At 37.0% G+C, this 24,949-nt stretch carries 19 protein-coding genes; 7 read left to right on the top strand and 12 right to left on the bottom strand.

Translation table 11 applies throughout. The annotated features are described in order from the left end of the window. Positions 1–159 precede the first annotated feature (159 nt). The 4 genes from SIB89_RS00575 to SIB89_RS00560 all read left to right on the top strand — a co-directional run bounded on the left by SIB89_RS00575 (position 160) and on the right by SIB89_RS00560 (position 11,343). Positions 160–7,884, top strand: coding sequence for a gliding motility-associated C-terminal domain-containing protein (locus SIB89_RS00575; protein ID WP_412560721.1), 7,725 nt, complete (start codon positions 160–162; stop codon positions 7,882–7,884). A gap of 9 nt (positions 7,885–7,893) precedes the next feature. After that, positions 7,894–8,829 carry a type IX secretion system membrane protein PorP/SprF gene (locus SIB89_RS00570; RefSeq protein WP_412560720.1) on the top strand — a complete coding sequence of 312 codons (936 nt, stop codon included), beginning with the start codon at positions 7,894–7,896 and terminating at the stop codon, positions 8,827–8,829. A gap of 12 nt (positions 8,830–8,841) precedes the next feature. Continuing rightward, positions 8,842–10,746 carry an OmpA family protein gene (locus SIB89_RS00565; protein ID WP_412560719.1) on the top strand — a complete coding sequence of 635 codons (1,905 nt, stop codon included), beginning with the start codon at positions 8,842–8,844 and terminating at the stop codon, positions 10,744–10,746. 327 nt (positions 10,747–11,073) lie between these two features. Further along, positions 11,074–11,343, top strand: a complete 270-nt coding sequence (locus SIB89_RS00560; RefSeq protein ID WP_412560718.1) for a hypothetical protein — start codon at positions 11,074–11,076, stop codon at positions 11,341–11,343. Positions 11,344–11,419: 76 nt separating this feature from the next. Here SIB89_RS00560 and SIB89_RS00555 read toward each other — a convergent pair whose 3' ends face one another. After that, entirely contained in the window at positions 11,420–11,914 is a 495-nt protein-coding gene (locus SIB89_RS00555; protein WP_273291668.1) for a CAP domain-containing protein, read from the bottom strand. Positions 11,915–12,146: 232 nt separating this feature from the next. After that, positions 12,147–12,794 carry a pyridoxamine 5'-phosphate oxidase gene (pdxH, locus tag SIB89_RS00550; RefSeq protein WP_412560717.1) on the bottom strand — a complete coding sequence of 216 codons (648 nt, stop codon included), beginning with the start codon at positions 12,792–12,794 and terminating at the stop codon, positions 12,147–12,149. A gap of 87 nt (positions 12,795–12,881) precedes the next feature. On the opposite strand from pdxH, the gene SIB89_RS00545 reads away from it, so the two are divergent. Beyond that, positions 12,882–13,295, top strand: a complete 414-nt coding sequence (locus SIB89_RS00545) for a hypothetical protein (RefSeq protein ID WP_412560716.1) — start codon at positions 12,882–12,884, stop codon at positions 13,293–13,295. Here SIB89_RS00545 and SIB89_RS00540 read toward each other — a convergent pair. The 6 genes from SIB89_RS00540 to rpsA form a co-directional block, all read right to left on the bottom strand. Beyond that, positions 13,292–14,197, bottom strand: coding sequence for a ribonuclease Z (locus SIB89_RS00540; RefSeq protein WP_155087712.1), 906 nt, complete (start codon positions 14,195–14,197; stop codon positions 13,292–13,294). The two genes, SIB89_RS00545 and SIB89_RS00540, sit on opposite strands and share 4 nt — an antisense overlap. Before the next feature lie 81 nt (positions 14,198–14,278). Continuing rightward, entirely contained in the window at positions 14,279–14,611 is a 333-nt protein-coding gene (locus SIB89_RS00535) for a ribonuclease Z (RefSeq protein WP_155087713.1), read from the bottom strand. 3 nt (positions 14,612–14,614) lie between these two features. Continuing rightward, positions 14,615–15,544, bottom strand: a complete 930-nt coding sequence (locus SIB89_RS00530) for an aspartate carbamoyltransferase catalytic subunit (protein ID WP_155087714.1) — start codon at positions 15,542–15,544, stop codon at positions 14,615–14,617. 76 nt (positions 15,545–15,620) lie between these two features. Beyond that, the gene (gene pyrR / locus SIB89_RS00525) at positions 15,621–16,160 is read right to left on the bottom strand and encodes a bifunctional pyr operon transcriptional regulator/uracil phosphoribosyltransferase PyrR (protein WP_412560715.1); all 540 of its coding nucleotides are present in this window, start codon (positions 16,158–16,160) and stop codon (positions 15,621–15,623) included. Positions 16,161–16,218: 58 nt separating this feature from the next. After that, entirely contained in the window at positions 16,219–16,692 is a 474-nt protein-coding gene (locus SIB89_RS00520) for a hypothetical protein (RefSeq protein WP_412560714.1), read from the bottom strand. A gap of 71 nt (positions 16,693–16,763) precedes the next feature. Continuing rightward, positions 16,764–18,614 (bottom strand): 30S ribosomal protein S1, encoded by a 1,851-nt coding sequence (gene rpsA / locus SIB89_RS00515; RefSeq protein ID WP_155087717.1) that lies wholly within the window; start codon positions 18,612–18,614, stop codon positions 16,764–16,766. Positions 18,615–18,872: 258 nt separating this feature from the next. Between rpsA and SIB89_RS00510 the strand changes: the two genes are divergently transcribed. Further along, positions 18,873–19,280, top strand: coding sequence for a hypothetical protein (locus tag SIB89_RS00510; RefSeq protein ID WP_412560713.1), 408 nt, complete (start codon positions 18,873–18,875; stop codon positions 19,278–19,280). 120 nt (positions 19,281–19,400) lie between these two features. Then, entirely contained in the window at positions 19,401–19,778 is a 378-nt protein-coding gene (locus tag SIB89_RS00505) for a LysM peptidoglycan-binding domain-containing protein (protein WP_412560712.1), read from the top strand. Between the two features lie 64 nt (positions 19,779–19,842). On the opposite strand, the gene cmk is transcribed toward SIB89_RS00505, so the two are convergent. From cmk to lon, 4 genes are all read right to left on the bottom strand, one after another. Further along, positions 19,843–20,526 carry a (d)CMP kinase gene (cmk, locus tag SIB89_RS00500; RefSeq protein WP_412560711.1) on the bottom strand — a complete coding sequence of 228 codons (684 nt, stop codon included), beginning with the start codon at positions 20,524–20,526 and terminating at the stop codon, positions 19,843–19,845. 123 nt (positions 20,527–20,649) lie between these two features. Then, positions 20,650–21,681, bottom strand: coding sequence for a type IX secretion system protein PorQ (gene porQ, locus SIB89_RS00495; protein ID WP_412560710.1), 1,032 nt, complete (start codon positions 21,679–21,681; stop codon positions 20,650–20,652). Positions 21,682–21,754: 73 nt separating this feature from the next. Then, positions 21,755–22,507, bottom strand: coding sequence for a LysM peptidoglycan-binding domain-containing protein (locus SIB89_RS00490; RefSeq protein ID WP_412560709.1), 753 nt, complete (start codon positions 22,505–22,507; stop codon positions 21,755–21,757). Then, positions 22,491–24,944, bottom strand: a complete 2,454-nt coding sequence (gene lon / locus SIB89_RS00485) for an endopeptidase La (protein ID WP_412560708.1) — start codon at positions 24,942–24,944, stop codon at positions 22,491–22,493. The genes SIB89_RS00490 and lon overlap by 17 nt, the downstream gene beginning before the upstream one ends. Between the last annotated feature and the right edge of the window lie 5 nt (positions 24,945–24,949).

Here is a 24,949-nt window from a genome sequence, read left to right as displayed (position 1 = left end):
AATATATTAATCCATTCAATATTTCATTTACCTTAATAATACTTCCCTCTATTTTTTTGCAATTAACAAAACATGCAATGTTGCCAAATTTTTAAATGACTAATATTGGTCATTTTAGATTTAGCCACATTATGGACATTATAAGTTATTATGTACAATATGAAAAACAAATACAATTGTATTTCAGGCATAAGTATGGCTAAAACGCTCATAGTAGCGGTGTTAGTTATGCTTCCATACGTGCTATTAGGTCAGCAGTCACCTTCTATTCAAACTGGCGTTACTTTTCAATGGTCAGATAATCAAGGGCTTAATTTAAACCAACCAGCTACGATACAATCTGTGAGCATAGACGGAACCGTATATAACACTTTTGTTGTGCCTACGAGCTACGAGATGACTCAATTAGGCGAAGATGGACATAGTTCCAACAGAATAAGGCGAAATGGTGCTTTTGTTGGTGGTAATAGTGGTCAAGCTAATTGGGTTCAGAATGCAACTGCAGCTTTTCAAGATAAAAATTTGAATCATTATTTTAATTCAAGTAATAATGGTGAAGATTTTTGTTCAGATTTCGATGAACTAGAAGATATCGAAGAAGACTGGGAAGATGGTGAGGGTCCTCAAAAACAAACTATCTTTTACAATCCAGCTATTCCATCCAATGAAGGTGGTGTATTGGCCGTCACTGAGCGTGGTGGCAACAATTGTTTCTACATAGAAGTTTGGGGAATACCCGTTGGTGGAGGTCCAGAACAAAAATTAGGTGAAACTTTTGTCAGAAATGTAGGTAATTATACAGGTTGCCTTTTCGCTCCTCCAATTGCTGGGTCTGATTACTGGCAATCCGGACGATGCAATGAAAATGGACAAACTATCGGAGTTGGATTATTTTATTTAAACGATATCGCTCCTACAGGTTCGCGAATAACTAAGATTGAATTTGTTGCTGCTACGCGAGACCATGGAGATGGGAAATTTTTTATACTTCAAAAGTATGCTGTTGATCAGAATGAAACGGAATGTGTAGATGAAAAATTTAGTGGCGATTTAAACTATAATAACAATGTACCTAATAATTCAACTTACAGTTTAATTTCTGGTCCTACACCTGCTGGCCTAAACTTCAGTCTTGATTCAAATGGAATGTATTCTTATACACCAATGCCAGGTTTTACTGGTGATGTAACATTTGAATATGAAGTATGTTTACCTGCACCAAATAATACCGTTTGTGATTCAGCTACGGTTACAATAAATTTTGTGGATTTACCTCAAGCTCCAGAAGCTAATATAAGTTGTGGTTCTGTTAATGATGATTTTACTCTGTCTGTAACTAACCCTTTAGGTGCTGAGTTTGAATATTCTTTAAATGGTGGGACATTTCAAACTTCTCCAGATTTTACTAACCTCCCTGAAGGTTCATATACTATTACTGTAAGAAATACATTTACCGTATGTGAAAACACCAATGCAACACCATTTGTTTTAGATAACTTAGAACTTACTGGAACTGTCACTGATGTTTCATGTTTTGGTGATAGTACAGGTGCGATTGATATAACTGTATCTGGTGGTAATCCTCCATATACATATGCATGGAGTAACTCAGATACTACTGAAGATTTAGCAAATGTAGAAGCAGGAACTTATACTGTCACCGTTACTGATGCCAATGGTTGTACAATATCTGATGATTTTACAGTTGAGCAGCCAACTGAGGAGTTAACATCAATGGTTAATTCTAGCACGGATATTCTTTGTAGAGGAGATGCTACAGGTGCAATTGATATATTAGTTAATGGTGGCACAGCTCCTTACACCTATTTATGGAATACAGGAGATACAACAGAAGACCTTTCGGGTGTAGTTGCTGGTAATTATTCAGTGACCGTAACAGATGCTAACGGATGTACTTCAACAACCCAAATAACCCTAAATGAACCGTCAGCAGACTTAGAAGGTTCTATAACAAATATAAACGACGTTGATTGTTCTAGTGACGGTGATGGTAGTTTTACAGTTAGCGCAACAGGTGGTACAAGTCCTTATCTATACTCTATTGATAACGGAGTTAATAATCAAAATAGTGGACTATTTGAAAATTTAGATAATGGAACTTATAATGTTTTAATTACTGATGCTAATGACTGTACAACTACAGTTACTGCTGTTATTGGTGTTAATGATGTGGAATCACCACAAATATCTGTCCCTAGTACAATTAATTTAGAAGGATGTTCTACTTCGGATATTATTGCTTCGAATTCTGTTTTTGAATTTAATGATTCAGGTTCAGGCGATGTTCAAAGTACATTTGCAAGCAACCCAAATTATAATGCTTCGGATGATTTTAATATAGCTTCAATAACGTATATTGATGTTATCACTTCTACCAATAACTGCCCTATAATAGTTCAACGTACGTTTACTATAACAGATAACTGCGGCAACTCTGCTTCAGCTGTTCAAAGTATTACTGTTGATGATACAACACCTCCAACAATTACCGCTCCTGCCGATGTCACCATTGAGTGTACCGACGATGAGTCCTCTGCCAATACTGGTGTGGCTACGGCTTCCGATACTTGTGGTGATGTCACCATTACCGAATCTGACGTTGAGACGGCCGCTTGTGGAAACACGAAAACAATTACACGTACTTGGACCGCTACCGATGCTTGTGGAAACACGGCTTCCGATACACAGACCATTACCGTTGTGGATACAACACCACCTACGATCACGGCTCCTGCCGATGTCACCATTGAGTGTACCGACGATGAGTCCTCTGCAAATACTGGTGTGGCTACCGCTTCGGATACTTGTGGTGATGTAACTATCACTCAGTCTGATTCTGAAGTTGCAGCTTGTGGGAACACTAAAACCATTACTCGTACTTGGACAGCTACCGATACTTGTGGGAACACGGCTTCCGATACACAAACGATTACCGTCGTGGATACAACACCTCCTACGATTGACAGTTCAAACTCTGAAGATATCATTATCGAATGTGGTGTAACACCTGATGGTACGTTAGAAGCATGGTTGGATAACAATGCTGGTAATACAGCTACCGACACTTGTGGTACTATTACCTGGTCCAATGATTATGGTTCCAATACTGATGTTGATTGCGCCAATGGTGCTATTACCGTAACCTTTACGGCTACTGATGAGTGTGGCAATGCCTCTAGTACAACTGCGACATATTCTATTGTGGATACGGTTGCGCCTGTATTGACTGTTCCTGCTGACATGACCGTTGAATGTACGGAAAGTACAGAGCCATCTGAAACCGGTACCGCTACTGCAACGGATGATTGTGCGTCTCCTAACATAAGCTTCTCAGATTCTGAAGTTGCGGCTTGTGGAAACACGAAAACAATTACACGTACTTGGACTGCTACCGATGCTTGTGGAAACACGGCTTCAGATACGCAGACCATTACCGTTGTGGATACAACACCTCCAACAATTACCGCTCCTGCCGATGTCACTATTGAGTGTACGGACGATGAGTCCTCTGCAAATAATGGTACGGCTACCGCTTCGGATACTTGTGGTGATGTGACCATTACTGAAAGTGACGTAGAGACTGCCGCTTGTGGGAACACGAAAACGATTACACGTACCTGGACGGCTACTGATGCCTGTGGGAACACGGCTTCCGATACGCAGACCATTACCGTTGTGGATACAACACCTCCAATAATTACCGCTCCTGCCGATGTCACTATTGAGTGTACGGACGATGAGTCCTCTGCAAATACTGGTACGGCTACCGCTTCGGATACTTGTGGTGATGTGACCATTACCGAATCTGATTCTGAAGTTGCGGCTTGTGGCAATACAAAAACCATTACACGTACTTGGACCGCTACCGATGCTTGTGGGAACACGGCTTCCGATACACAGACCATTACCGTTGTGGATACAACACCACCTACGATCACGGCTCCTGCAGATGTCACTATTGAGTGTACGGACGATGAGTCCTCTGCCAATACTGGTGTCGCTACCGCTTCGGATACTTGTGGTGATGTCACCATTACCGAATCTGACGTTGAGACGGCCGCTTGTGGAAACACGAAAACGATTACACGTACTTGGACCGCTACCGATGCTTGTGGAAACACCGCTTCGGATACACAGACCATTACCGTTGTGGATACAACACCTCCTACGATCACGGCTCCGGTTGATGTCACCATTGAGTGTACCGACGATGAGTCCTCTGCCAATACTGGTGTGGCTACGGCTTCCGATACTTGTGGTGATGTCACCATTACCGAATCTGACGTTGAGACGGCCGCTTGTGGAAACACGAAAACAATTACACGTACTTGGACCGCTACCGATGCTTGTGGAAACACGGCTTCCGATACACAGACCATTACCGTTGTGGATACAACACCACCTACGATCACGGCTCCTGCCGATGTCACCATTGAGTGTACCGACGATGAGTCCTCTGCAAATACTGGTGTGGCTACCGCTTCGGATACTTGTGGTGATGTAACTATCACTCAGTCTGATTCTGAAGTTGCAGCTTGTGGGAACACTAAAACCATTACTCGTACTTGGACAGCTACCGATACTTGTGGGAACACGGCTTCCGATACACAAACGATTACCGTCGTGGATACAACACCTCCTACGATTGACAGTTCAAACTCTGAAGATATCATTATCGAATGTGGTGTAACACCTGATGGTACGTTAGAAGCATGGTTGGATAACAATGCTGGTAATACAGCTACCGACACTTGTGGTACTATTACCTGGTCCAATGATTATGGTTCCAATACTGATGTTGATTGCGCCAATGGTGCTATTACCGTAACCTTTACGGCTACTGATGAGTGTGGCAATGCCTCTAGTACAACTGCGACATATTCTATTGTGGATACGGTTGCGCCTGTATTGACTGTTCCTGCTGACATGACCGTTGAATGTACGGAAAGTACAGAGCCATCTGAAACCGGTACCGCTACTGCAACGGATGATTGTGCGTCTCCTAACATAAGCTTCTCAGATTCTGAAGTTGCGGCTTGTGGGAACACGAAAACAATTACACGTACTTGGACGGCTACAGATGCCTGTGGGAACACGGCTTCGGATACGCAGACTATTACCGTTGTGGATACAACACCTCCAACAATTACCGCTCCTGCCGATATCACTATTGAGTGTAACGACGATGAGTCCTCTGCCAATACTGGTATCGCTACAGCTTCGGATACCTGTGGTGATGTGACTATCACTCAGTCTGATTCTGAAGTTGCGGCTTGTGGGAATACGAAAACGATTACACGTACCTGGACCGCTACCGATGCCTGTGGGAACACGGCTTCCGATACACAGACCATTACCGTTGTGGATACAACACCTCCTACGATCACGGCTCCTGCCGATGTCACTATTGAGTGTACCGACGATGAGTCCTCTGCCAATACTGGTGTGGCTACCGCTTCGGATACTTGTGGTGATGTGACCATTACCGAATCTGATGTTGAGACGGCTGCTTGTGGCAATACAAAAACGATTACACGTACTTGGACCGCTACCGATGCTTGTGGGAACACGGCTTCCGATACACAGACCATTACCGTTGTGGATACAACACCTCCTACGATCACGGCTCCTGCAGATGTCACTATTGAGTGTACCGACGATGAGTCCTCTGCAAATACTGGTGTGGCTACGGCTTCCGATACCTGTGGTGATGTCACCATTACCGAATCTGACGTTGAGACGGCCGCTTGTGGAAACACGAAAACGATTACACGTACTTGGACCGCTACCGATGCTTGTGGGAACATAGCTTCGGATACACAGACCATTACCGTTGTGGATACAACACCTCCTACGATTGACAGTTCAAACTCTGAAGATATCATTATCGAATGTGGTGTAACACCTGATGGTACGTTAGAAGCATGGTTGGATAACAATGCTGGTAATACAGCTACCGACACTTGTGGTACTATTACCTGGTCCAATGATTATGGTTCCAATACTGATGTTGATTGCGCCAATGGTGCTATTACCGTAACCTTTACGGCTACTGATGAGTGTGGCAATGCCTCTAGTACAACTGCGACATATTCTATTGTGGATACGGTTGCGCCTGTATTGACTGTTCCTGCTGACATGACCGTTGAATGTACGGAAAGTACAGAGCCATCTGAAACCGGTACCGCTACTGCAACGGATGATTGTGCGTCTCCTAACATAAGCTTCTCAGATTCTGAAGTTGCGGCTTGTGGGAACACGAAAACAATTACACGTACTTGGACGGCTACAGATGCCTGTGGGAACACGGCTTCGGATACGCAGACTATTACCGTTGTGGATACAACACCTCCAACAATTACCGCTCCTGCCGATATCACTATTGAGTGTAACGACGATGAGTCCTCTGCCAATACTGGTATCGCTACAGCTTCGGATACCTGTGGTGATGTGACTATCACTCAGTCTGATTCTGAAGTTGCGGCTTGTGGGAATACGAAAACGATTACACGTATCTGGACCGCTACCGATGTCTGTGGGAACACGGCTTCCGATACACAGACCATTACCGTTGTGGATACAACACCTCCTACGATCACGGCTCCGGCTGATGTCATCATTGAATGTGGAGAGGATGAGTCTAGTGCCAACACAGGAATAGCTACTGGCACCGATACGTGTGGTAGTGTGATTATTACTGAAACTGATATGGAATCTGCTGCTTGTGGAAATACAAAAACGATAACCAGAACGTGGACCGCTACGGATGAATGCGGTAATTCTACGTCTGCTGTTCAAACAATTACGGTAGTGGATACTACACCACCGACATTTAATGAATCATTACCTGTTGACATAGAAGTGGAATGTGATGCTATACCTGAAGCAGCAACCTTGACTGCATCTGATATTTGTGGTGAGGTTACCCTCTTATTTAATGAGAATACTATTGCTGGAGCTTGCATAGGTGATTATATTATTGAGCGTACTTGGAAATTTACGGACAGCTGCGCTAATGAAATTGAGCATACTCAAATTATAACCGTACGAGATACTACTCCACCTGCTTTGGTTACACCTTTTGATGAAAATATTACAGTAGCTTGTAATGATATTCCTGAAGTTCCAAACTTAGTATTCCAGGATGAATGTTCTAACGATATAGATGTTGTATTCAATGAATCATCTACTCAAGCAAATGATTTTGAGGATTATGAAATTATTAGAACTTGGACTGTAACTGATGATTGTGGTAATGTCGCTGACTTTACTCAAACTGTTTCAGTAGAAATAAGCAATGTTATAGAAGCCTCTGATACAACACGCTGTATTTTAGATATTGAATTCGATTTATTCGATTTACTTTCTGGTGATTTTGACATGAACGGAACCTGGACTGTAGAATCTGGAGATGCAACTATAAATGGAAGCTTATTTGACCCTTCTACAGTTACAGTAGGCAACTATGTGTTTAAGTATTCTATAACGGAAGGGCCTTGCCCTACAGAAGCTGAAGTTACTGTTGCCGTTGATGACGAATGTACAGTATTACCTTGTAGTGATGAAAACAACGTTATTATATCCAAAACAGTAACGGCTAATGGAGATAATCATAATGAATTCTTTACAGTCACTGGACTTGAATTCTGTGGATTTACAATAGAAGTAGAAATATTTAATCGTTGGGGAGCAAAGATTTACGAATCTAGAAATTACCAAAACGATTGGAACGGTGATGCACACGGATCATCGGTAGGAAATTCCGGAAAAGTCCCAACCGGAACCTACTACTATATAATTAATTTTAGAGATAGTGGATTAAAACCATTTGCTGGTCCAATCTACGTAGCAACAAACAAATAAACTTGACCGATGAAGTTACCTAAATTATTAAGTATTGTAATATTTATCTTGGGAGTGTCTACTGCTTTTGCACAGCAGCTACCCCAATTTACGCAATACATGTTTAACACCATCTCTATAAACCCTGCCTATGCAGGCAGTAGAGAAACATTCAGCGCTGTTGGTTTACACAGAAGTCAATGGGTTGGATTAGAAGGTGGTCCTGAGACACAGACTTTATCCATTCATACTCCGTTGAGAAATGAAAAGATTGGTTTAGGATTGTCATTTATAAATGATGAATTGGGTTATGAAAACTTTTCATACATATATAGTGATTTTTCATATACCATTCAAACTGGAGTAAACTCTAAATTAGCTTTTGGATTAAAAGCCGGGTTTACGCATTACAATTTAGATGAAGAGCTACTCAACGACCCATCTGTAGTAAATGACCCATTTTTCAATGATGTTTCTAATCGTTGGAGTCCAAATGTTGGTGCTGGTTTATATTGGCATTCACAACGTTGGTATGTCGGTCTTTCAGCACCAAGAATACTTAACACAGATTATAATAATGGGAGACAAGGTACAATAGATTATGTCGCATTAGAACGTATTAGTTATTATATTACTGGTGGCTATGTTTTCGATTTAAGTGAAACGACAAAATTAAAACCTTCTGTATTATTAAAAGCGACCAATGGCGCTCCATTATCCTTTGATGTTTCCGCTAACTTTTTATTTAACGAAACCTTTTGGATTGGTGCAGGGTATAGAATCAACGAATCTGCGGCTGCAATTGGTGGTATAGCAGATTTTCAAATTTCAAAACAAATGAGAATTGGCTATGCCTACGAGTATCCAATTTCAGATTTAAGACCTTATACAAGTGGTACGCACGAAGTGCTGCTTATGTTTGAAGTATTTAAAAGTAAACGTATAAAATCACCTAGATACTTCTAAAAGAATTGTGTTATGAAGACAAAGATTATAACTTTCATATTTATTTTAGGCTACTCAATTTCTTATTCGCAAACTAAGTTGGCCGATAAGTTTTTTGAAAACTATGGTTACATAAAGGCCATAGAGCTATACGAAAAAGCGGTTGAAAATGGTGACAATAGTGCGCATGTACTAACGCGTTTAGGAGATGCTTACTATAATAATTCAAATTCTGAAAAAGCAGCTTATTGGTATGGAGAAGCCTTGAAAGAACATAAAAATATAGATGCCGAATATCTTTACAAATACATTCAATCACTAAGAAGTATAGGTAAATATGATGAAGCCGATAAATGGTTTAAAGAATTAAGTGCTGCACAGCAAGGCGATAGCAGGTTGAAAGGATATAATCCTGATGAAGTAGATTTGTACGCCAAACTTACCACTAAAAATAAGGTTATTGTAAATATTGAAAACCTTCCATTTAATTCTGAAAATTCAGACTTTGGAGCTTACATTTTTGACAACACCTTATACTTTGCATCTGCCAGAGGTGATGATAATAAAGTATACAGCTGGAACAAAGAACCATTTTTAGATTTATTTGAAGTACCTCTTACGGACGATAACGGTGTAATTACCTATGGTTCATCTGCAGAGATTTCATCTAGCGCTATTAATACAGAGTACCATGAAGCTTCTGTAGCTATTACCAATGATGGCAAAACTCTTTATTTTACCAGAGACAACATTAACAAGCGTAATAAATTAAAATACGATAACAAAGGAACGACACACCTTAAGCTTTATAAGGCAACTTTAGAAAATGATCAATGGTCTAATGTTGTAGAACTTCCTTTTAATGATGATGTGTATTCTACTGGGCATCCAGCATTAAGTCCAGATAATAAAACACTTTACTTTGTCTCTGATCGCGAAGGTGGTTTAGGACAATCAGACATTTATGCTGTAAAAATCAATGAAGACGGCACTTATGGCGAACCTGAAAATCTTGGAGAAAAAATTAATACAGAAGGACGTGAAATGTTTCCTTTTGTGGCAAAAGACAATACACTTTACTTCTCGTCTGACGGCCATTTGAACTTAGGTTTATTAGACATTTTTAAGTCCGATATTTTAAAAGGCATACGCACAGAACCTGAAAATATGGGATCGCCATATAACAGTGGTTATGATGATTTTGCATTCTTTATGGATTCAGAAACCGAAAAAGGTTATTTCTCATCCAATAGACCAAATGGCAAAGGTAGTGATGACATCTATAGCTTTAACGCACAACAATGTAAACAATACATTGCTGGAGTAGCAAGAGATAGTAAAACCAATATTATACTAACAGGTGTTATGGTGCGCTTAATTGATGAAACCGGAAAAGTTGTAGAAGAATTTTTCACTAAAGACGGTGGTGAATATACCTTTACTGTAGATTGCAACAAAACTTATTCTGTAGTTGGTAACAAGCCAGACTATAAAGAAGACCAACTAGCAGTGACAACGGCTTCCGATAATGAAAAAGTCAATACTGTAGATTTAATGTTAGAACCTCTGATTATTGATAACCAAATCGTTATTAACCCTATTTTCTTCGATTTTGACAAATGGAACATTAGAACAGATGCACAATACGAACTTGAGAACATAGTAGACGTAATGCGCAAACACCCTAACATGGTAATTAAAATTGAATCTCATACAGACAGTCGTGGTGGTGACAGGTACAACATGAAACTTTCTGACAGACGTGCAAAATCCACAAGAGATTATATTATCTCTAGAGGTATTGATGCAGATAGAATTGAAAGTGCAATAGGTTATGGTGAATCACAGCTTTTAAATAAATGTGCGAACCGTGTAAAATGTACTGAGGAAGAGCATCAGTTAAACAGACGTTCTTACTTCTATATTGTAAAAGAATAATTTTACCCTCAAAATTACTTAAGTAAAAGCAAGCTCTAACAGGCTTGCTTTTTTGGTTTATCTTTACAAAATCTAAACATAAAGTATTAATAGCATGACAAAAAAATTCACTCTAATCCTTTTAGTTCTTGCAATATTTTCATGTAAAAATTCAAATAGAGAGAATCAACTACACCAAAAGGAATTGGAGCTATCGGAAAAAGAAGCAAATCTTAACGAACAAAGAAAAAAGTTAGACTAAGAGAAGAATTATTAGAATTGAATTCTGTTGTTATAAGGAATCTTATTTTTTGTGAAAATGACAAGTTCACTATTAAAGTAGATCATTTGGAAAATAATAATTTAAGGTATACTTCATGGAATAAACCAGGCTCTACAATAGATAAACCTGATTTAATTCTATATAATGGAACGGTGGTAAAACATGGAACGGGTGGTGGGTACCATTTTATCTTTAAAAATGGACAATGGGAATACATTATAGAGAATAATCTAATGGGTGAAACTGACGAATCAATGGGGATTTTTTTAAGGCTATTAAAGAATAAAGAGGAAAAACTTTATACCAAAATGACAAACCTGAAAAAGAAACTATAGTTAATATAAATAAACTAAAAAAAGCCACAACTTTCATTATGGCTTTTTCTTGCTATTAATCAACTTTTATTGCGGTTTAACGCTTAATGAAGATATTGGTAAAATACCACTTCCCTTCACTATTCTGTTCGGCTGAGATGTCAAAATCTGTATAATCGCCTTCAATATTTTCTTTGTGACTTGGACTGTTTAGCCAAGCATTAACGACTGATGCTGCAGAGCTAAACCCATAAGCTACATTCTCAGAAACAATGTTAGCATTAGCATTAAGCTGTAAACTCTGCTTTCTCTGAAAAAAGTTATCATGAGATACATTTTCCTCTTCTATCATATAATCTGTATGTGTAAACGCCACAGCTTTAACCGTACTGTGGTCATTGAGCGGAGATAAGCCTTCATTAATTCTATAAGCATTAATGAGCTCCATGATTTCAATTTCAATCTGTTTTGCTTGTGGTGCCACTGGCACTTCTATAGCATTGATTTGATCATCAATACTATCTGTTGAGCAAGATGTAAAGCCTAAGAGGGCAACAATGGCCATAAATGGCAATAGTTTAGTCACTTTCATAAGTAGGTTAATTAGGTAATTTAGATTTGGGGTCTAAATTGTTTATTACTTACATTGGTTATTTAAATAATTGGGGCAATTAAATAACCAACTCATTTCATTGTGAATATACATTATTATTCGAATTTATACGTTTATAAGCGTTATAATTCGATAAAATGAATTATTTTGTAAGAATATTAGAATAAAAAGTTAAGAGAATTTGCATTTCATCGATAATGCAAAAGGAGAATCAAGGTGATAATCTTTCAATCTTCCAATCAAAGTTTGATTGTAATTGATAACGGATTCTATCGTGTAATCGGTTAGGTCTACCTTGCCAAAATTCAATTTCAACAGGCTTTACCATATAACCTCCCCAATATTTTGGTCGTTCTATGTCCTTACCTTCATATTTAGCCTCAAGTGCTTTTAGCTTATCCTCAAGTTCAGATCTATCCTTAACAACTTCACTTTGTTCTGAAACTATTGCACCGAGTTGACTTCCACGAGGACGTGATTCAAAATAACCATCGCTTAGATTTTCGGCAATCTTCTCTGCCCTTCCTTTAATAATGATTTGGCGCTCGGCTGCTTGCCAAAAGAACGATAGACATACATTAGGGTTGGCATCTATAGCTTTTCCTTTTTCACTATTATAGTTGGTGTAGAAAATAAAACCTTCGTGTGTGTACTTTTTAAGCAGCACTACTCTACTCTTTGGGTAGCCGTCTAATCCTAAGGTAGAAATTGTCATGGCATTGGTTTCACCGACATTGAAGTGTGTATCAACTTCTACAAACCAATTTCGGAATAACTCCATTGGATTAACAGGTACATTATCCAATAATAGTTCCCCTTTTTCGTAAGATTTTCTGTAGTTGCCTAAGTCTTTTTCCATATATGTACGAAGTTAGTTCAATATTTTGTTTCTGTCAAAAAAAGTGTAGATTTGAAAACCATCTTAAAAACCTAACTAAATTACTAAATGAGATTTGAAGACTCACCTCACTCAAAATCAATTGCTTACGATAAAATTGTTTTAGATTTTGGTTCTTATTATCTCTGTGGCGATTTCTTTATTATGGAAATCAATGAAGGTGAACATTTTAACGGGGAAAAGCTAAATACCCTATTGGATTCGCTTAGAGCTTATTACGGTACACATAAAACTTTAGCGTATATCGCAAACCGGGTAAATGCATATTCTATTGACCCTGTGCTTTGGTCTTATTTTGATAAAGATGATAGTATTTTAATAGCAACTTGTATTGTTAGCTATAGGGATTCTACATATATGAGCGCTAATATTGAAAAAAACATCGCTTCCATTCCTATGAAAAGAGCATTTAGCTTGGGCGAAGCTATTAATTGGGTACAGAATTTAAAAGAATTTAATTAAAACTCAAAAGACTTACCATCTTGTGCCAAAAGCACATTATCAAACTCTTCTTTGGCTTCTGACTTAAACTCATCATAACCGTTATATCGCGTTGAGAAATGCCCCAGAATTAAAGTTCCCACATTCGCTTTTTTAGCTATAAGAGCAGCTTGTCTGGCAGTACTATGCTTAGTGGGTATGCAAAGGGCTTCGTTTTTATCTATGAATGTAGATTCGTGATACAAGACCGAAACATTCTTTATCAATGGTATAATGGCTTCGTTATAAACTGTATCACTACAGAAGGCATAACTTTTTGGTGGTATAGGATCCTTGGTTACTGATTCGTTTTTTATAAGAACTCCTTCTTCATTTTCGACGTCAAAACCTTGTTTTAACTTACGATAATAAGCCACATTAATGTTAGCTCTTAAAACAGCAGCAATATCTAATTTGCGTTCGTTTTTCTTTTCCTTGAACAAAAATCCGTTGGTATAAATACGATGAATTAATGGAATGGTATGTACTTCCACATTGTCATCCTGATAAATCAGTTCGGATTTTTTTGATGTCAACTCATGAAAAATCAAAGGATAATTAGTCCATGAATCCGAAAGCTTTAACTGGAGGGTAATGACCTCTTTTAAGCCTTTTGGTCCATAAATATGAAGTGGAGTTTCTCGTGTTAAAAGCCTAAAAGTACTCACCAAACCAACCAAACCAAAATAATGGTCGCCATGAAGATGTGAAATAAAGATGTGTTTAATCCTTGAAAACTTAATTTTATTGCGACGCAATTCTACCTGAGTGCCTTCACCACAATCAATAAGAAACATGTGGTTCTTTATTTCCAATACTTGAGATGTAGGATTGGTATTGGTGCGTGGTGTAGCGCTGTGGCAGCCGAGAATGGTTAATTTCATAGTTTGTCGTTTAGTTGTTTAGTCATTTAGTTGTCTTTAATAATTCTACTTTACAACTTAACGACCAACAGCTTAACATTTTCAAAATCCTAAATCGCGTTCAATATCTTCCATTTCAATGATGTCGTAGGCTTCTTGCAAAGTAGGTACGACAACTAACTCATCTGGCATTTGGTCTAAATCCGCTTGACTAGTTACAATAACGAAGGATTTTTTTTCAGCGCGGTGGTTATTACTTAATCTTAAAAACTCTATAATATCTTTGAGCAAAATCTTTTCAAGACTAGATAATCTTACAATGAGGTGATAATCTTTATACTTATGATAACCAACCTCTATATTATTTACCAGTGTTTTTACTGAGGCTTTCTCTTGGGCGATTATGGTAATATTCCCATCTCTATCTACAATCATAACTTACTGTTTTATTTTGGCAGCGAGTAAGTAAATAACGGCCATTCTTATCGCTACACCGTTTTCCACTTGATCTAAAATAATGGCTTGCTTAGAATCCGCCACATCACTGGTAATTTCAACTCCACGATTTATTGGTCCTGGATGCATTATTACAATATCCTTTTTTAAACTATCCAGCAATTCTTTATTTACACCAAATTGTTGCGTGTATTCTCTAGTGGTTGGAAAATAACTTATTTCCATGCGTTCATTCTGTACGCGCAGCATATTGGCGACATCGCACCACTCTAGTGCTTTTCTAAGATTGGTTTCAACTTTTACTCCAAGCTCTTTAATATATTTAGGCAAAAGTGTTTTTGGTCCGCAAACCATAACATTAGCACCTTGCAACTGTAAAGCATAAATGTTTGAAAGTGCTACTCTGCTATGTAGAATATCTCCAACAATAACTACATTTTTTCCTTTTACACTGCCTAATTTTTCTCTAATGGAATACGAATCCAACAACGCTTGGGTAGGATGCTCATGCGCTCCATCACCAGCGTTTATAATACTTGCATTGACGTGTTTTGATAAAAACACACCAGCACCAGGATTTGGATGACGCATTACTACCATATCCACTTTCATGGACAAGATGTTATTCACGGTATCTATAAGTGTCTCGCCCTTTTTCACTGACGATTGTGATGCTGAAAAATTGATAACATCTGCAGATAGACGTTTTTCTGCAAGTTCAAATGATAATTTTGTACGTGTGGAATTTTCAAAAAATAAGTTGGCAATAGTAATATCTCTAAGTGACGGAACTTTTTTAATAGGCCTATTAATGACCTCCTTGAACTGATCTGCCGTTTCAAAAATCAGTTCTATATCTTGTTCGGTAAGATATTTTATTCCCAGTAAGTGATTTACACTTAGTTCACTCATTTGTTTTAGTATTCAGTTGGTAGTATTCAGTCTTTTTTATCTGTTTATTCACTAATTCCAACTGTGTTTATATTTTTCATTTATCAATTAAATACACAGAGTCTTCACCTTCATTTTCAGCCCAATTTACTTTTACTTTTTGATTATCTATGGCATCAACCTGTCTTCCTTTATAATTTGGCTGTATTGGCAAATGACGACTAAAGCGTCTGTCTATTAAAGTCAACAATTCTATATTATTAGGTCTTCCAAACGATTGAATAGCTGTAAGTGCTGACCTTATGCTTCGCCCTGTATATAAGACATCATCAATAAAAACAACATTCTTATCCTCAACAATAAAATCTATTTCGGTAGTGTTAGCTTCAAGTGGTTTTTCTCCTCTTCTAAAATCGTCTCTAAAAAAAGTTATGTCTAGATGCCCTAACAGAATATTCTTGATGTTGTAATCCTTTGTGAGCATTTGTGCCAAACGATTGGCCAAAAACTTACCTCTTGGTTGTATACCAATTAAAGCTGTTTCAGAAAAATCATCGTGGTTTTCAATAAGTTGGCAAGCCAATCTATGTAGTGTGATATCGACTTCCCTAGAGTTAAGTAATACTTTTTGACTCATGCAGTATCCAAACGTTATTGGTTTGCAAAGTTAGGGAATTTGATGTAATTTTTAGATTTTAATTTAACAAAGGTTTATTGTGATCCCTAAAAATTAAAATGCTTATTAATGTCCCTACAATGAATCCCATAAATAAATAGATTTCAAATTTTAGATTGACAATATCAAATTCTGGAATTAAACCATCAGGTAAATCGTATAGGGCCAATTCTTCAAACTGAACGTTAAGACCATAAATTCTCAGTCTCCAAAAGACTATTCCTGTTATTAGAATAATTGCGGCTGCTATTAACCCTTTGTAAATGAATTTGATGTTTGTAATTTTTTCAATAACTAAATAGAACAAAGGAATTAAACCTATACTAGTGGCAAATATTAAATCAGAATTAAACTGACCTGCCGTAGTTCTATTAATTAATGTGACATTCTCATTCTTTAGCAAAGAAAAAGAAAGCTCATAAAAACCTTTATGAAACCAAAAGCCCATAACAGCAAATAGAATTACTAAAATGATATAAACAATAACCTTCATAAGAGACAAATGTAAAATAAAAAAACCTCCCGAAAATCGAGAGGCTCTTATATTAAAAATATAAAGAAAAATTATTTCTTTTTCCCGTCCATTTTATCTTTGAGTGCTTGTAAAGCATCGTTTGCATCACCTAAAGTCGGTTTAGCTTCTGCCGCTTGTGCTTCTGCTTTCTTAACAGCTTGCTTAACGATCTTAGCTTCTTCTTCTCTAAATACTGCAGTATGAGATGCTACAACACGCTTGAATTCCTTATTGAACTCAATGATCTTAAATTCTGCTTCTTCACCTTTACCAAGTTTAGAACCATCTTCTTTTTCTAGATGACGTTGCGGAACAAATGCCGTAATGTCTTCATTGAAATCAATAGTTGCTCCTTTATCTACCATTTCAGTAATGGCAGCCTTGTGAGTTGTACCTAAAGCGAATTCAGTTTCATATTTGTCCCAAGGGTTTTCTGTAGTTTGCTTATGACCTAAAGATAATTTACGTCCTTCTACATCTAACTCTAAAACAACAACTTCTAACTCATCACCTACATTACAGAATTCCGATGGGTGCTTAATTTTCTTAGTCCAAGATAAATCTGAGATATAAATTAATCCGTCGATACCTTCTTCTAATTCAACAAATACACCAAAGTTTGTAAAGTTACGTACAATACCTGTGTGCTTAGAACCTACAGGATATTTCTTAGTTATATCTGTCCATGGGTCTGGTGTTAATTGCTTAATACCAAGAGACATTTTACGATCTTCTCTATCTAAAGTTAAGATTTGAGCTTCGATCTCATCACCAACCGATACGAAATCTTGAGCAGAACGTAAATGCGTTGACCAAGACATTTCACTTACGTGAACTAATCCTTCAACACCTTCTTCTACTTCAACAAATGCACCGTAATCAGCGATTACAACAACCTTACCTTTAACTTTATCTCCAACTTTTACATCTTCGCCTAAAGCTTCCCAAGGATGCTTAGATAATTGCTTAAGACCTAATTGGATTCTAGATTTATTCTCATCAAAATCAAGGATTACAACATTTAATTTCTGATCTAACTCAACAATCTCATTTGGATGATTGATACGAGACCAAGATAAATCTGTAATATGAACTAAACCATCTACTCCACCTAAATCGATAAACACACCATAAGAAGTAATGTTTTTCACAATACCTTCTAAGACCTGTCCTTTTTCTAACTGACCAATGATTTCTTTCTTTTGCTCTTCAATATCTGCTTCGATAAGTGCTTTGTGAGAAACAACTATGTTTTTGAATTCGTGATTGATTTTAACAACCTTAAATTCCATAGTTTTATTTACGTACTGATCGTAATCTCTAATAGGCTTAACATCGATTTGAGAACCTGGTAAGAATGCTTCTATACCAAATACGTCAACGATCATACCACCTTTAGTTCTGCATTTTACAAAACCATTTACGATTTCACCTGTATCATGTGCGTTGTTTACTCTGTCCCATGCTTTGATTACACGAGCTTTTCTGTGAGATAATACTAACTGACCTGTAGCGTCTTCACGTACATCAATTAATACCTCAACTTTGTCACCAACTTTTAAATCTGGGTTGTAACGGAACTCATTAAGAGAGATTACACCTTCAGACTTTGCGTTAATGTCAATAATAGCATCTCTATCTGTAATGTGAATTACTTCACCTTCTACAACTTCGTCATCTAAAGTGTCAACGAAATTTTCAGATACTAATTTTTCAAATTCTTCTAACTTCTTGTCCGCTACTTGCTCAATTCCTTCTTCGTAATTGTGCCAATCGAACTCCTTTAAGAATTTTTCCGGATTTTTTTGCGCTTCACTTACGTGAGGTGCAACAGCCGTAGCTGTTTCTTTAGCTTCTGCCGCAACTTCGGCTTCCGCTTGTTTTGTTTCTTTTTCAGACATGTGCTGAATAAAATTTGTATTCTGTAGCATTAGAAAGACTAGCGAATGACTAACAGAAGTTTATTAATTTAAATTTGTTTTATTTCCTTTTCTACTTTCAATACTTCGCTAAAAAGGAGCGCAAAATTAATCATTTTCAATCAATTAACAAATTACTGAGCCATTATTTAAACTACTTTACATTAAAATGATGCAATCATAACATTTCCCATTGTAGTGCAAATGATACAATTTTTAATTTTGAGAAAAACATATCACATGAAAAAAATTAGTTTATACCTGTTAATATTAGTACCTATATTAACTAATTGTAGTGATGATGACGCACCGATTAATCCTCTTATCAATTCAGGATTACTTGGCGAATGGGAAATAAGCGCACGTGGTATTAACATTGTTTCATCTACAGAAGCCTTATGTTGTGAAACAATAAAATTTATGGAGGATTCAAATGAGCGTGATTCAATTGGTAAATATACTTTTAATGATACTAGTGGTATTATTACAGATGGTGTTTTTACTTTAGATATTGAAAATAACAGATTACTATATACAACCGTAAATAATAATTCTTATACACAAGAGTATTCTTTAAATACAGATGTACTTGAAGTATGGTATTTTGAAAATGGCAATCGTATCTGGACACAATACGATAGATTATAAAAAGATTTCCTAATAGTGACTTTCCTCAAAAACCAGTGTCCTATAAATAGGATATACCATATGATGCTAAAAATTGGTATATTTACAAGAAGTATTAACACTAAATTAAAACAATAAATTATGGTTAGAGAAAAATACCAAGGCGTATTAGACTTAGGTGAAACACTAGGAATTCAAGATGGTGATGTAAAAGTGGAAGATGGTAAATTAAAAATATGGGGAACTGCAAAGACACAATATGAAAAGAACTTATTATGGGACGCTATAAAAGCTGCTGGTGGAGATAGTCCTTCTGATATAATGGCTGATATTAAAGTTGCTGACGAGTCTGTATATGCAAGACATACGGTTTCTTCTGGAGAAACTTTAGGTAAAATTGCTAAGCACTACTACGGTGATCCATCAAAGTACCAAAAGATTTATCAGGCCAATACTGATATTCTTAAGAATCCAGATTTAATTTATCCTGATCAGGAATTGATTATTCCTAATCTTTAATAGAAAGATTTACAACTTAAAAAGGCGACTGATCACTGAGGTTCTCGAAGTGCAGTCGCTTTTTTTATGCTATAGCTTTTGCTAGTTTTATCAAACTATCGAGTTGAGCTTCGATTGTTAAGTCTGAATTATCAATTTCAATAGCATCTTCAGCTTTCATCAATGGTGAATCTTCTCTTGTAGAATCTATATAATCTCTTGTCGTTACATTCTCTAGAACTTCATCATAGCTCAAATTATGTCCTCGTTCCAATAACTCCTTGTATCGTCGTTTAGCCCTTGTTTCAGCTGATGCGGTCATAAAGATTTTGAGTTCTGCATCAGGAAATACAACTGTACCAATATCGCGACCATCCATAACAATTCCTTTACCCTTTCCCATTAATTGCTGTTGTTCTACCAATTTTTGACGTACTTCTGAAATTGTGGAAACTGGACTAACATATTGAGAGACCTCAAGAGTTCGGATGTCCTTCTCAATGTTCTCTCCATTTAGATACACCTCCGCAAAACCAAGGTCTTCATTGAACTTAAACGTAATATTAATGTCATCAAGCCTTTCTATTAGTTTTTCAGAATGAAAGAAACCCTCACCAATTAAGTCATTTTTCAAGGCAAAGTAAGTCACTGCTCTATACATAGCACCAGTATCAACATATATGTAATTTAACTCTTTGGCTAACTGCCTGGCAACAGTACTTTTTCCTGTTGATGAAAATCCATCTATGGCTATAACAATCTTATTCATGTGTTTTTATTATGAAAATAATTTTGTTGTCTGGTTGAGCGCAGTCAAAACCTCTTAAAAGTAAAAAGCCTTTCGACTGCGCTCAAGGTGACAATTGAGAATATAAAAACTTTAATGATACTATCAACGTCTCCTTCCATCCAAATCTATTTGAAGTCCAAAGAAACTCGTATTAGAAGCACTGGTATATCTGGCGTGTGTATAACTAAATCGCATTTTATTCAACCTAATACCAACACCAACTGAAAGCCCTGAGAAATTTCTTTGGTCTACAATTCTTAATTCTTCTGCTCGTCTAAAGTTATAACCTAATCTTAAGTTAAAGCCACGTTCTGGCCATAATTCTGCTCCTAAAATTAAATGACGCAATGCGTTATTGAAAAAACCAACCTTTTCTTGCGTTTGATTGCCGTCTAAATCCGTGGTTGCTCTAGCTGGATTAGATACGCCTATAGGCCATTTTTGTAAATTTTCCAGAGTAAGATGCCAACGTATTGGAACGTTTTCTAAGGTCTGGGACATTCCGAAATTAACTTCAAATGGCAAAGGTTCATTTTGACCTGCATAAGTCGTGAACTGAGTGCCAATATTTCTTACAGTTAAAGCGGCATGAAAGTCTAAATCTTCATTAATATACATGGCTCCTAAATCCACTGCTCCACCTATGGAATTATATTGTTCTAATAAGGATGTAATGATTTTTACATTGGCGCCAACATAGAAATCCGTAAATGGAATATTGTAATTATAACCTGCAGAAATAGCCGCTTCGTTACCACTAAAGCTTCCTGTAGAAACTCCATTAACATCATAACCATCAAAAGTACCGTAATTGATATAGGTAACACCAAAATGAAAAGTTTGTACATGTCTATCCCAAGTATAGGCGTAAGCTGCGGTTCCGTAAGTTATGCCTCCTAAAAAACTAGACACGTTCACCGCCATTTGATTATGCATTTGCCAATTTAACGAAGCTGGATTGTAGAGCGCCTCCGTAACGTCGTGATCGAAATTAGTTATGATTTTACCTCCTAAGGCTGCTTGTCTTGGTGAGGATACTAAATTAAGAAATTGATAAGTAGATTCGCCACCCAATTGCGCAAACACTGGTAATGCCAATAGCATAATAGATAATTGGGTAAGCCTCTTAATCATAAACGATGCAAAATAACTAAATCTATCTTAAAACGATGATATGATTTTTTTATTTTTTGAGTGAGGTCCTTTTCTATTGTAATCGCAATACCTGACCAACTTTTATAAGATTACTGGTTAAGCCATTCAAGCTTTTAAGTTGCTCAACGGAAAGTCCATTTTTCTTGGCAATGCTGTAAAGCGTATCACCTTTAGAAACAGTCCATACAGATAAATCACTTTTACCAATATTAGAGTTAAAATTAGCAACTCTTAGCTCTTGACCAACCTTAATCAAATTTGACGTTAAATCGTTTTGCTGTTTAAGTTCACTTACTGTTAATCCATAACGATTGGCCAGACTATATAAGGTTTGTCCTTTTTCTACGATATGAAAATCGGAAGAACTTTTAGTTTTTGCTTTAGATTTTGAAGGTTGCGTTAAGACTTCAGGTTTGGCTTCTTCAATTTCAACTACATCAAAGTTTCTAACCTGAAGCTTTTGACCCTTTTCAACTAAGGTCGATTCTAAATTATTAACTCTTTTTAATTCCGTTAAAGTTGTATTGTATCGGTTGGCAATATCGAGTAAAGTTTCATTCTCTTCAACGATATGAAAATTGGAATTAATTTCCTCTTTCTCAAAATCATCAGCTGTCGAAACTTCAGGCTTTTTGTCTGGCTTAGGATCTACCAAAGTAATTTCACCAGTGACCACATTAAGCTTTGCAGGTTTACCGTCTAGAACCACATCTTTATATTCAACCTTTTCTTCTTGTCCGAAAGCAAGTGCACCTGCCAACAGAACAACAACTATGGAAAGAATTAATTTAAAGTTTCTTTGCATTTTTAACTTTCTGGTTAGTTATCGCGATATCTAAAACATCGCTCATATCCTTCACATAATGAAAAGTCAGCCCTTTTAAGTATTCGGGTTTAATTTCATCTATATCACGTTTGTTGTCTTCACAAAGTAGAATTTCTTTAATACGAGCACGTTTGGCCGCTAGGATTTTTTCCTTAATACCACCAACTGGTAACACTTTTCCTCTCAACGTAATCTCGCCAGTCATAGCAATGCTCTTTTTCACTTTACGTTGCGTAAATAAAGATACTAAAGAGGTTAACATTGTAACACCTGCGCTTGGCCCATCTTTTGGAGTGGCTCCTTCTGGTACGTGAATGTGAACATTATACTTTTCGAATACTTCAGGGTTGATTTCAAATTTATCTGCATTGGATTTAATATACTCCATGGCAATAGTGGCAGATTCCTTCATAACCTTTCCTAGGTTACCTGTGATGGAGAGATTGCCTTTTCCTTTAGATAAAATTGATTCTATAAATAAAATATCACCACCTACTCTAGTCCAAGCTAAGCCTGTGACAACACCTGCTACATTATTGTTTTCGTATTTATCGCGTTCTAACTTCGGACTACCAAGAATCTCAACTACATCTTCATTAGACACTTTTACGTTGTAATCCTCATCCATCGCAATGTTTTTGGCCGCATAACGTACCATTTTCGCAATTTGCTTCTCTAAACCTCTAACACCAGACTCACGCGTGTAACCTTCAACGATTTTTTCTAATTGAGGTTTTCCGATTTTAAGGTTAGAACTATCTAAACCGTGCTCTTTCAACTGCTTTGGCAATAGGTGACGTTTGGCAATTTCAACCTTTTCTTCAATGGTATAGCCCGTAACATTAATGATTTCCATACGATCTCTTAATGCTGGTTGAATGGTATTTAAACTATTGGCTGTAGCCACAAACATTACCTTAGACAAGTCATAACCCATCTCCAAGAAGTTGTCGTAGAATTCGTTGTTTTGCTCAGGGTCTAACACTTCTAACATCGCAGACGACGGATCACCTTGATTCCCTGTTGATAATTTATCTATCTCATCCAAAACAAAAACCGGATTGGAGGTTTGTGCCTTCTTTAAACTCTGTATGATTCGTCCTGGCATAGCACCAATATAAGTCTTTCTATGCCCTCTAATTTCAGATTCGTCACGCAAACCGCCTAAAGATATTCTCACATATTCTCTACCTAAGGCTTCAGCTATAGATTTACCTAAAGATGTTTTACCAACACCTGGAGGACCATATAAACAAAGAATCGGAGACTTCATATCATTACGCAGCTTTAACACCGCTAAATACTCAATGATACGTTTCTTTACATCATCTAATCCAAAATGGTCGCGGTCCAAGATTTTCATTGCACGCTTTAAATCGAATTTATCTTGAGTGAATTCATTCCAAGGTAAATCCAAAAATAAATCTAGATAATTACGTTGAATAGAATACTCAGCAACCTGAGGATTCATGCGTTGCATCTTAGATAACTCTTTATCGAAATGCGTTTTTACCTTTTTATCCCATTTCTTTTTCTTGGCGCGCGCTTTCATTTCTTCGATTTCTTCACCAGAAGAGACTCCTCCACCCAATTCTTCTTGGATGGTTTTCATCTGTTGATGCAAGAAATATTCACGCTGTTGTTGGTTCATATCGCTCTGCACCTTGCTCTGAATATCGTTCTTAAGCTCTAGCTTTTGATATTCGAGATTCATAAATTTTAAGGTTTCAAGCGCACGTTCCTTTAGATCATTTATTACCAGTAGCTTTTGTTTTTCATCAACCTTTAAGTTCATATTTGATGATACAAAGTTGACCAAGAACGAATTGCTCTCAATATTCTTTATGGCAAAACTTGCCTCAGAAGGGATGTTTGGGCTTTCCTTTATAATGTCTAATGACAAGTCCTTAATAGAATCTATTATAGCAGAAAACTCCTCATTTTGGGTTTCTGGCTTAACTTCTGGCAAATCTGAAATTGTAGCCGTCAAATAAGGCTTCTCTTGTATAACCTTATTTATCTCAAATCGTTTTTTACCTTGTATGATAACGGTTGTGTTACCATCTGGCATTTTCAACACCTTTAAGATTCTAGCTACGGTTCCTGCTTTATATATATCATTTGCTGAAGGATTCTCAACCGATTCATCTTTTTGAGCAACGACACCAACTACTTTTCCACCTTTATTGGCATCATTAATCAATTTGATGGATGTATCTCTACCAGCCGTAATCGGAATAACGACTCCTGGAAACAAAACCGTATTCCTAAGTGGTAAAATCGGCAAGGATTCTGGTAAAGTTTCATTATTTATTAACTCTTCATCTTCTGGTGTCATCAAAGGAATCAACTCTGAATTTTCGTCAAAATCCTGAAATGACAAACTGTCAAGTCCTAAAAATTTTTGTTTTCCCATAGTAT

The organism is Winogradskyella sp. MIT101101 (genome assembly GCF_047126865.1).
Taxonomy (GTDB): domain Bacteria; phylum Bacteroidota; class Bacteroidia; order Flavobacteriales; family Flavobacteriaceae; genus Winogradskyella; species Winogradskyella ouciana.
Note: the sequence above shows the minus strand (reverse complement) of the source record. Positions and strands in the feature narration are given on the sequence as shown.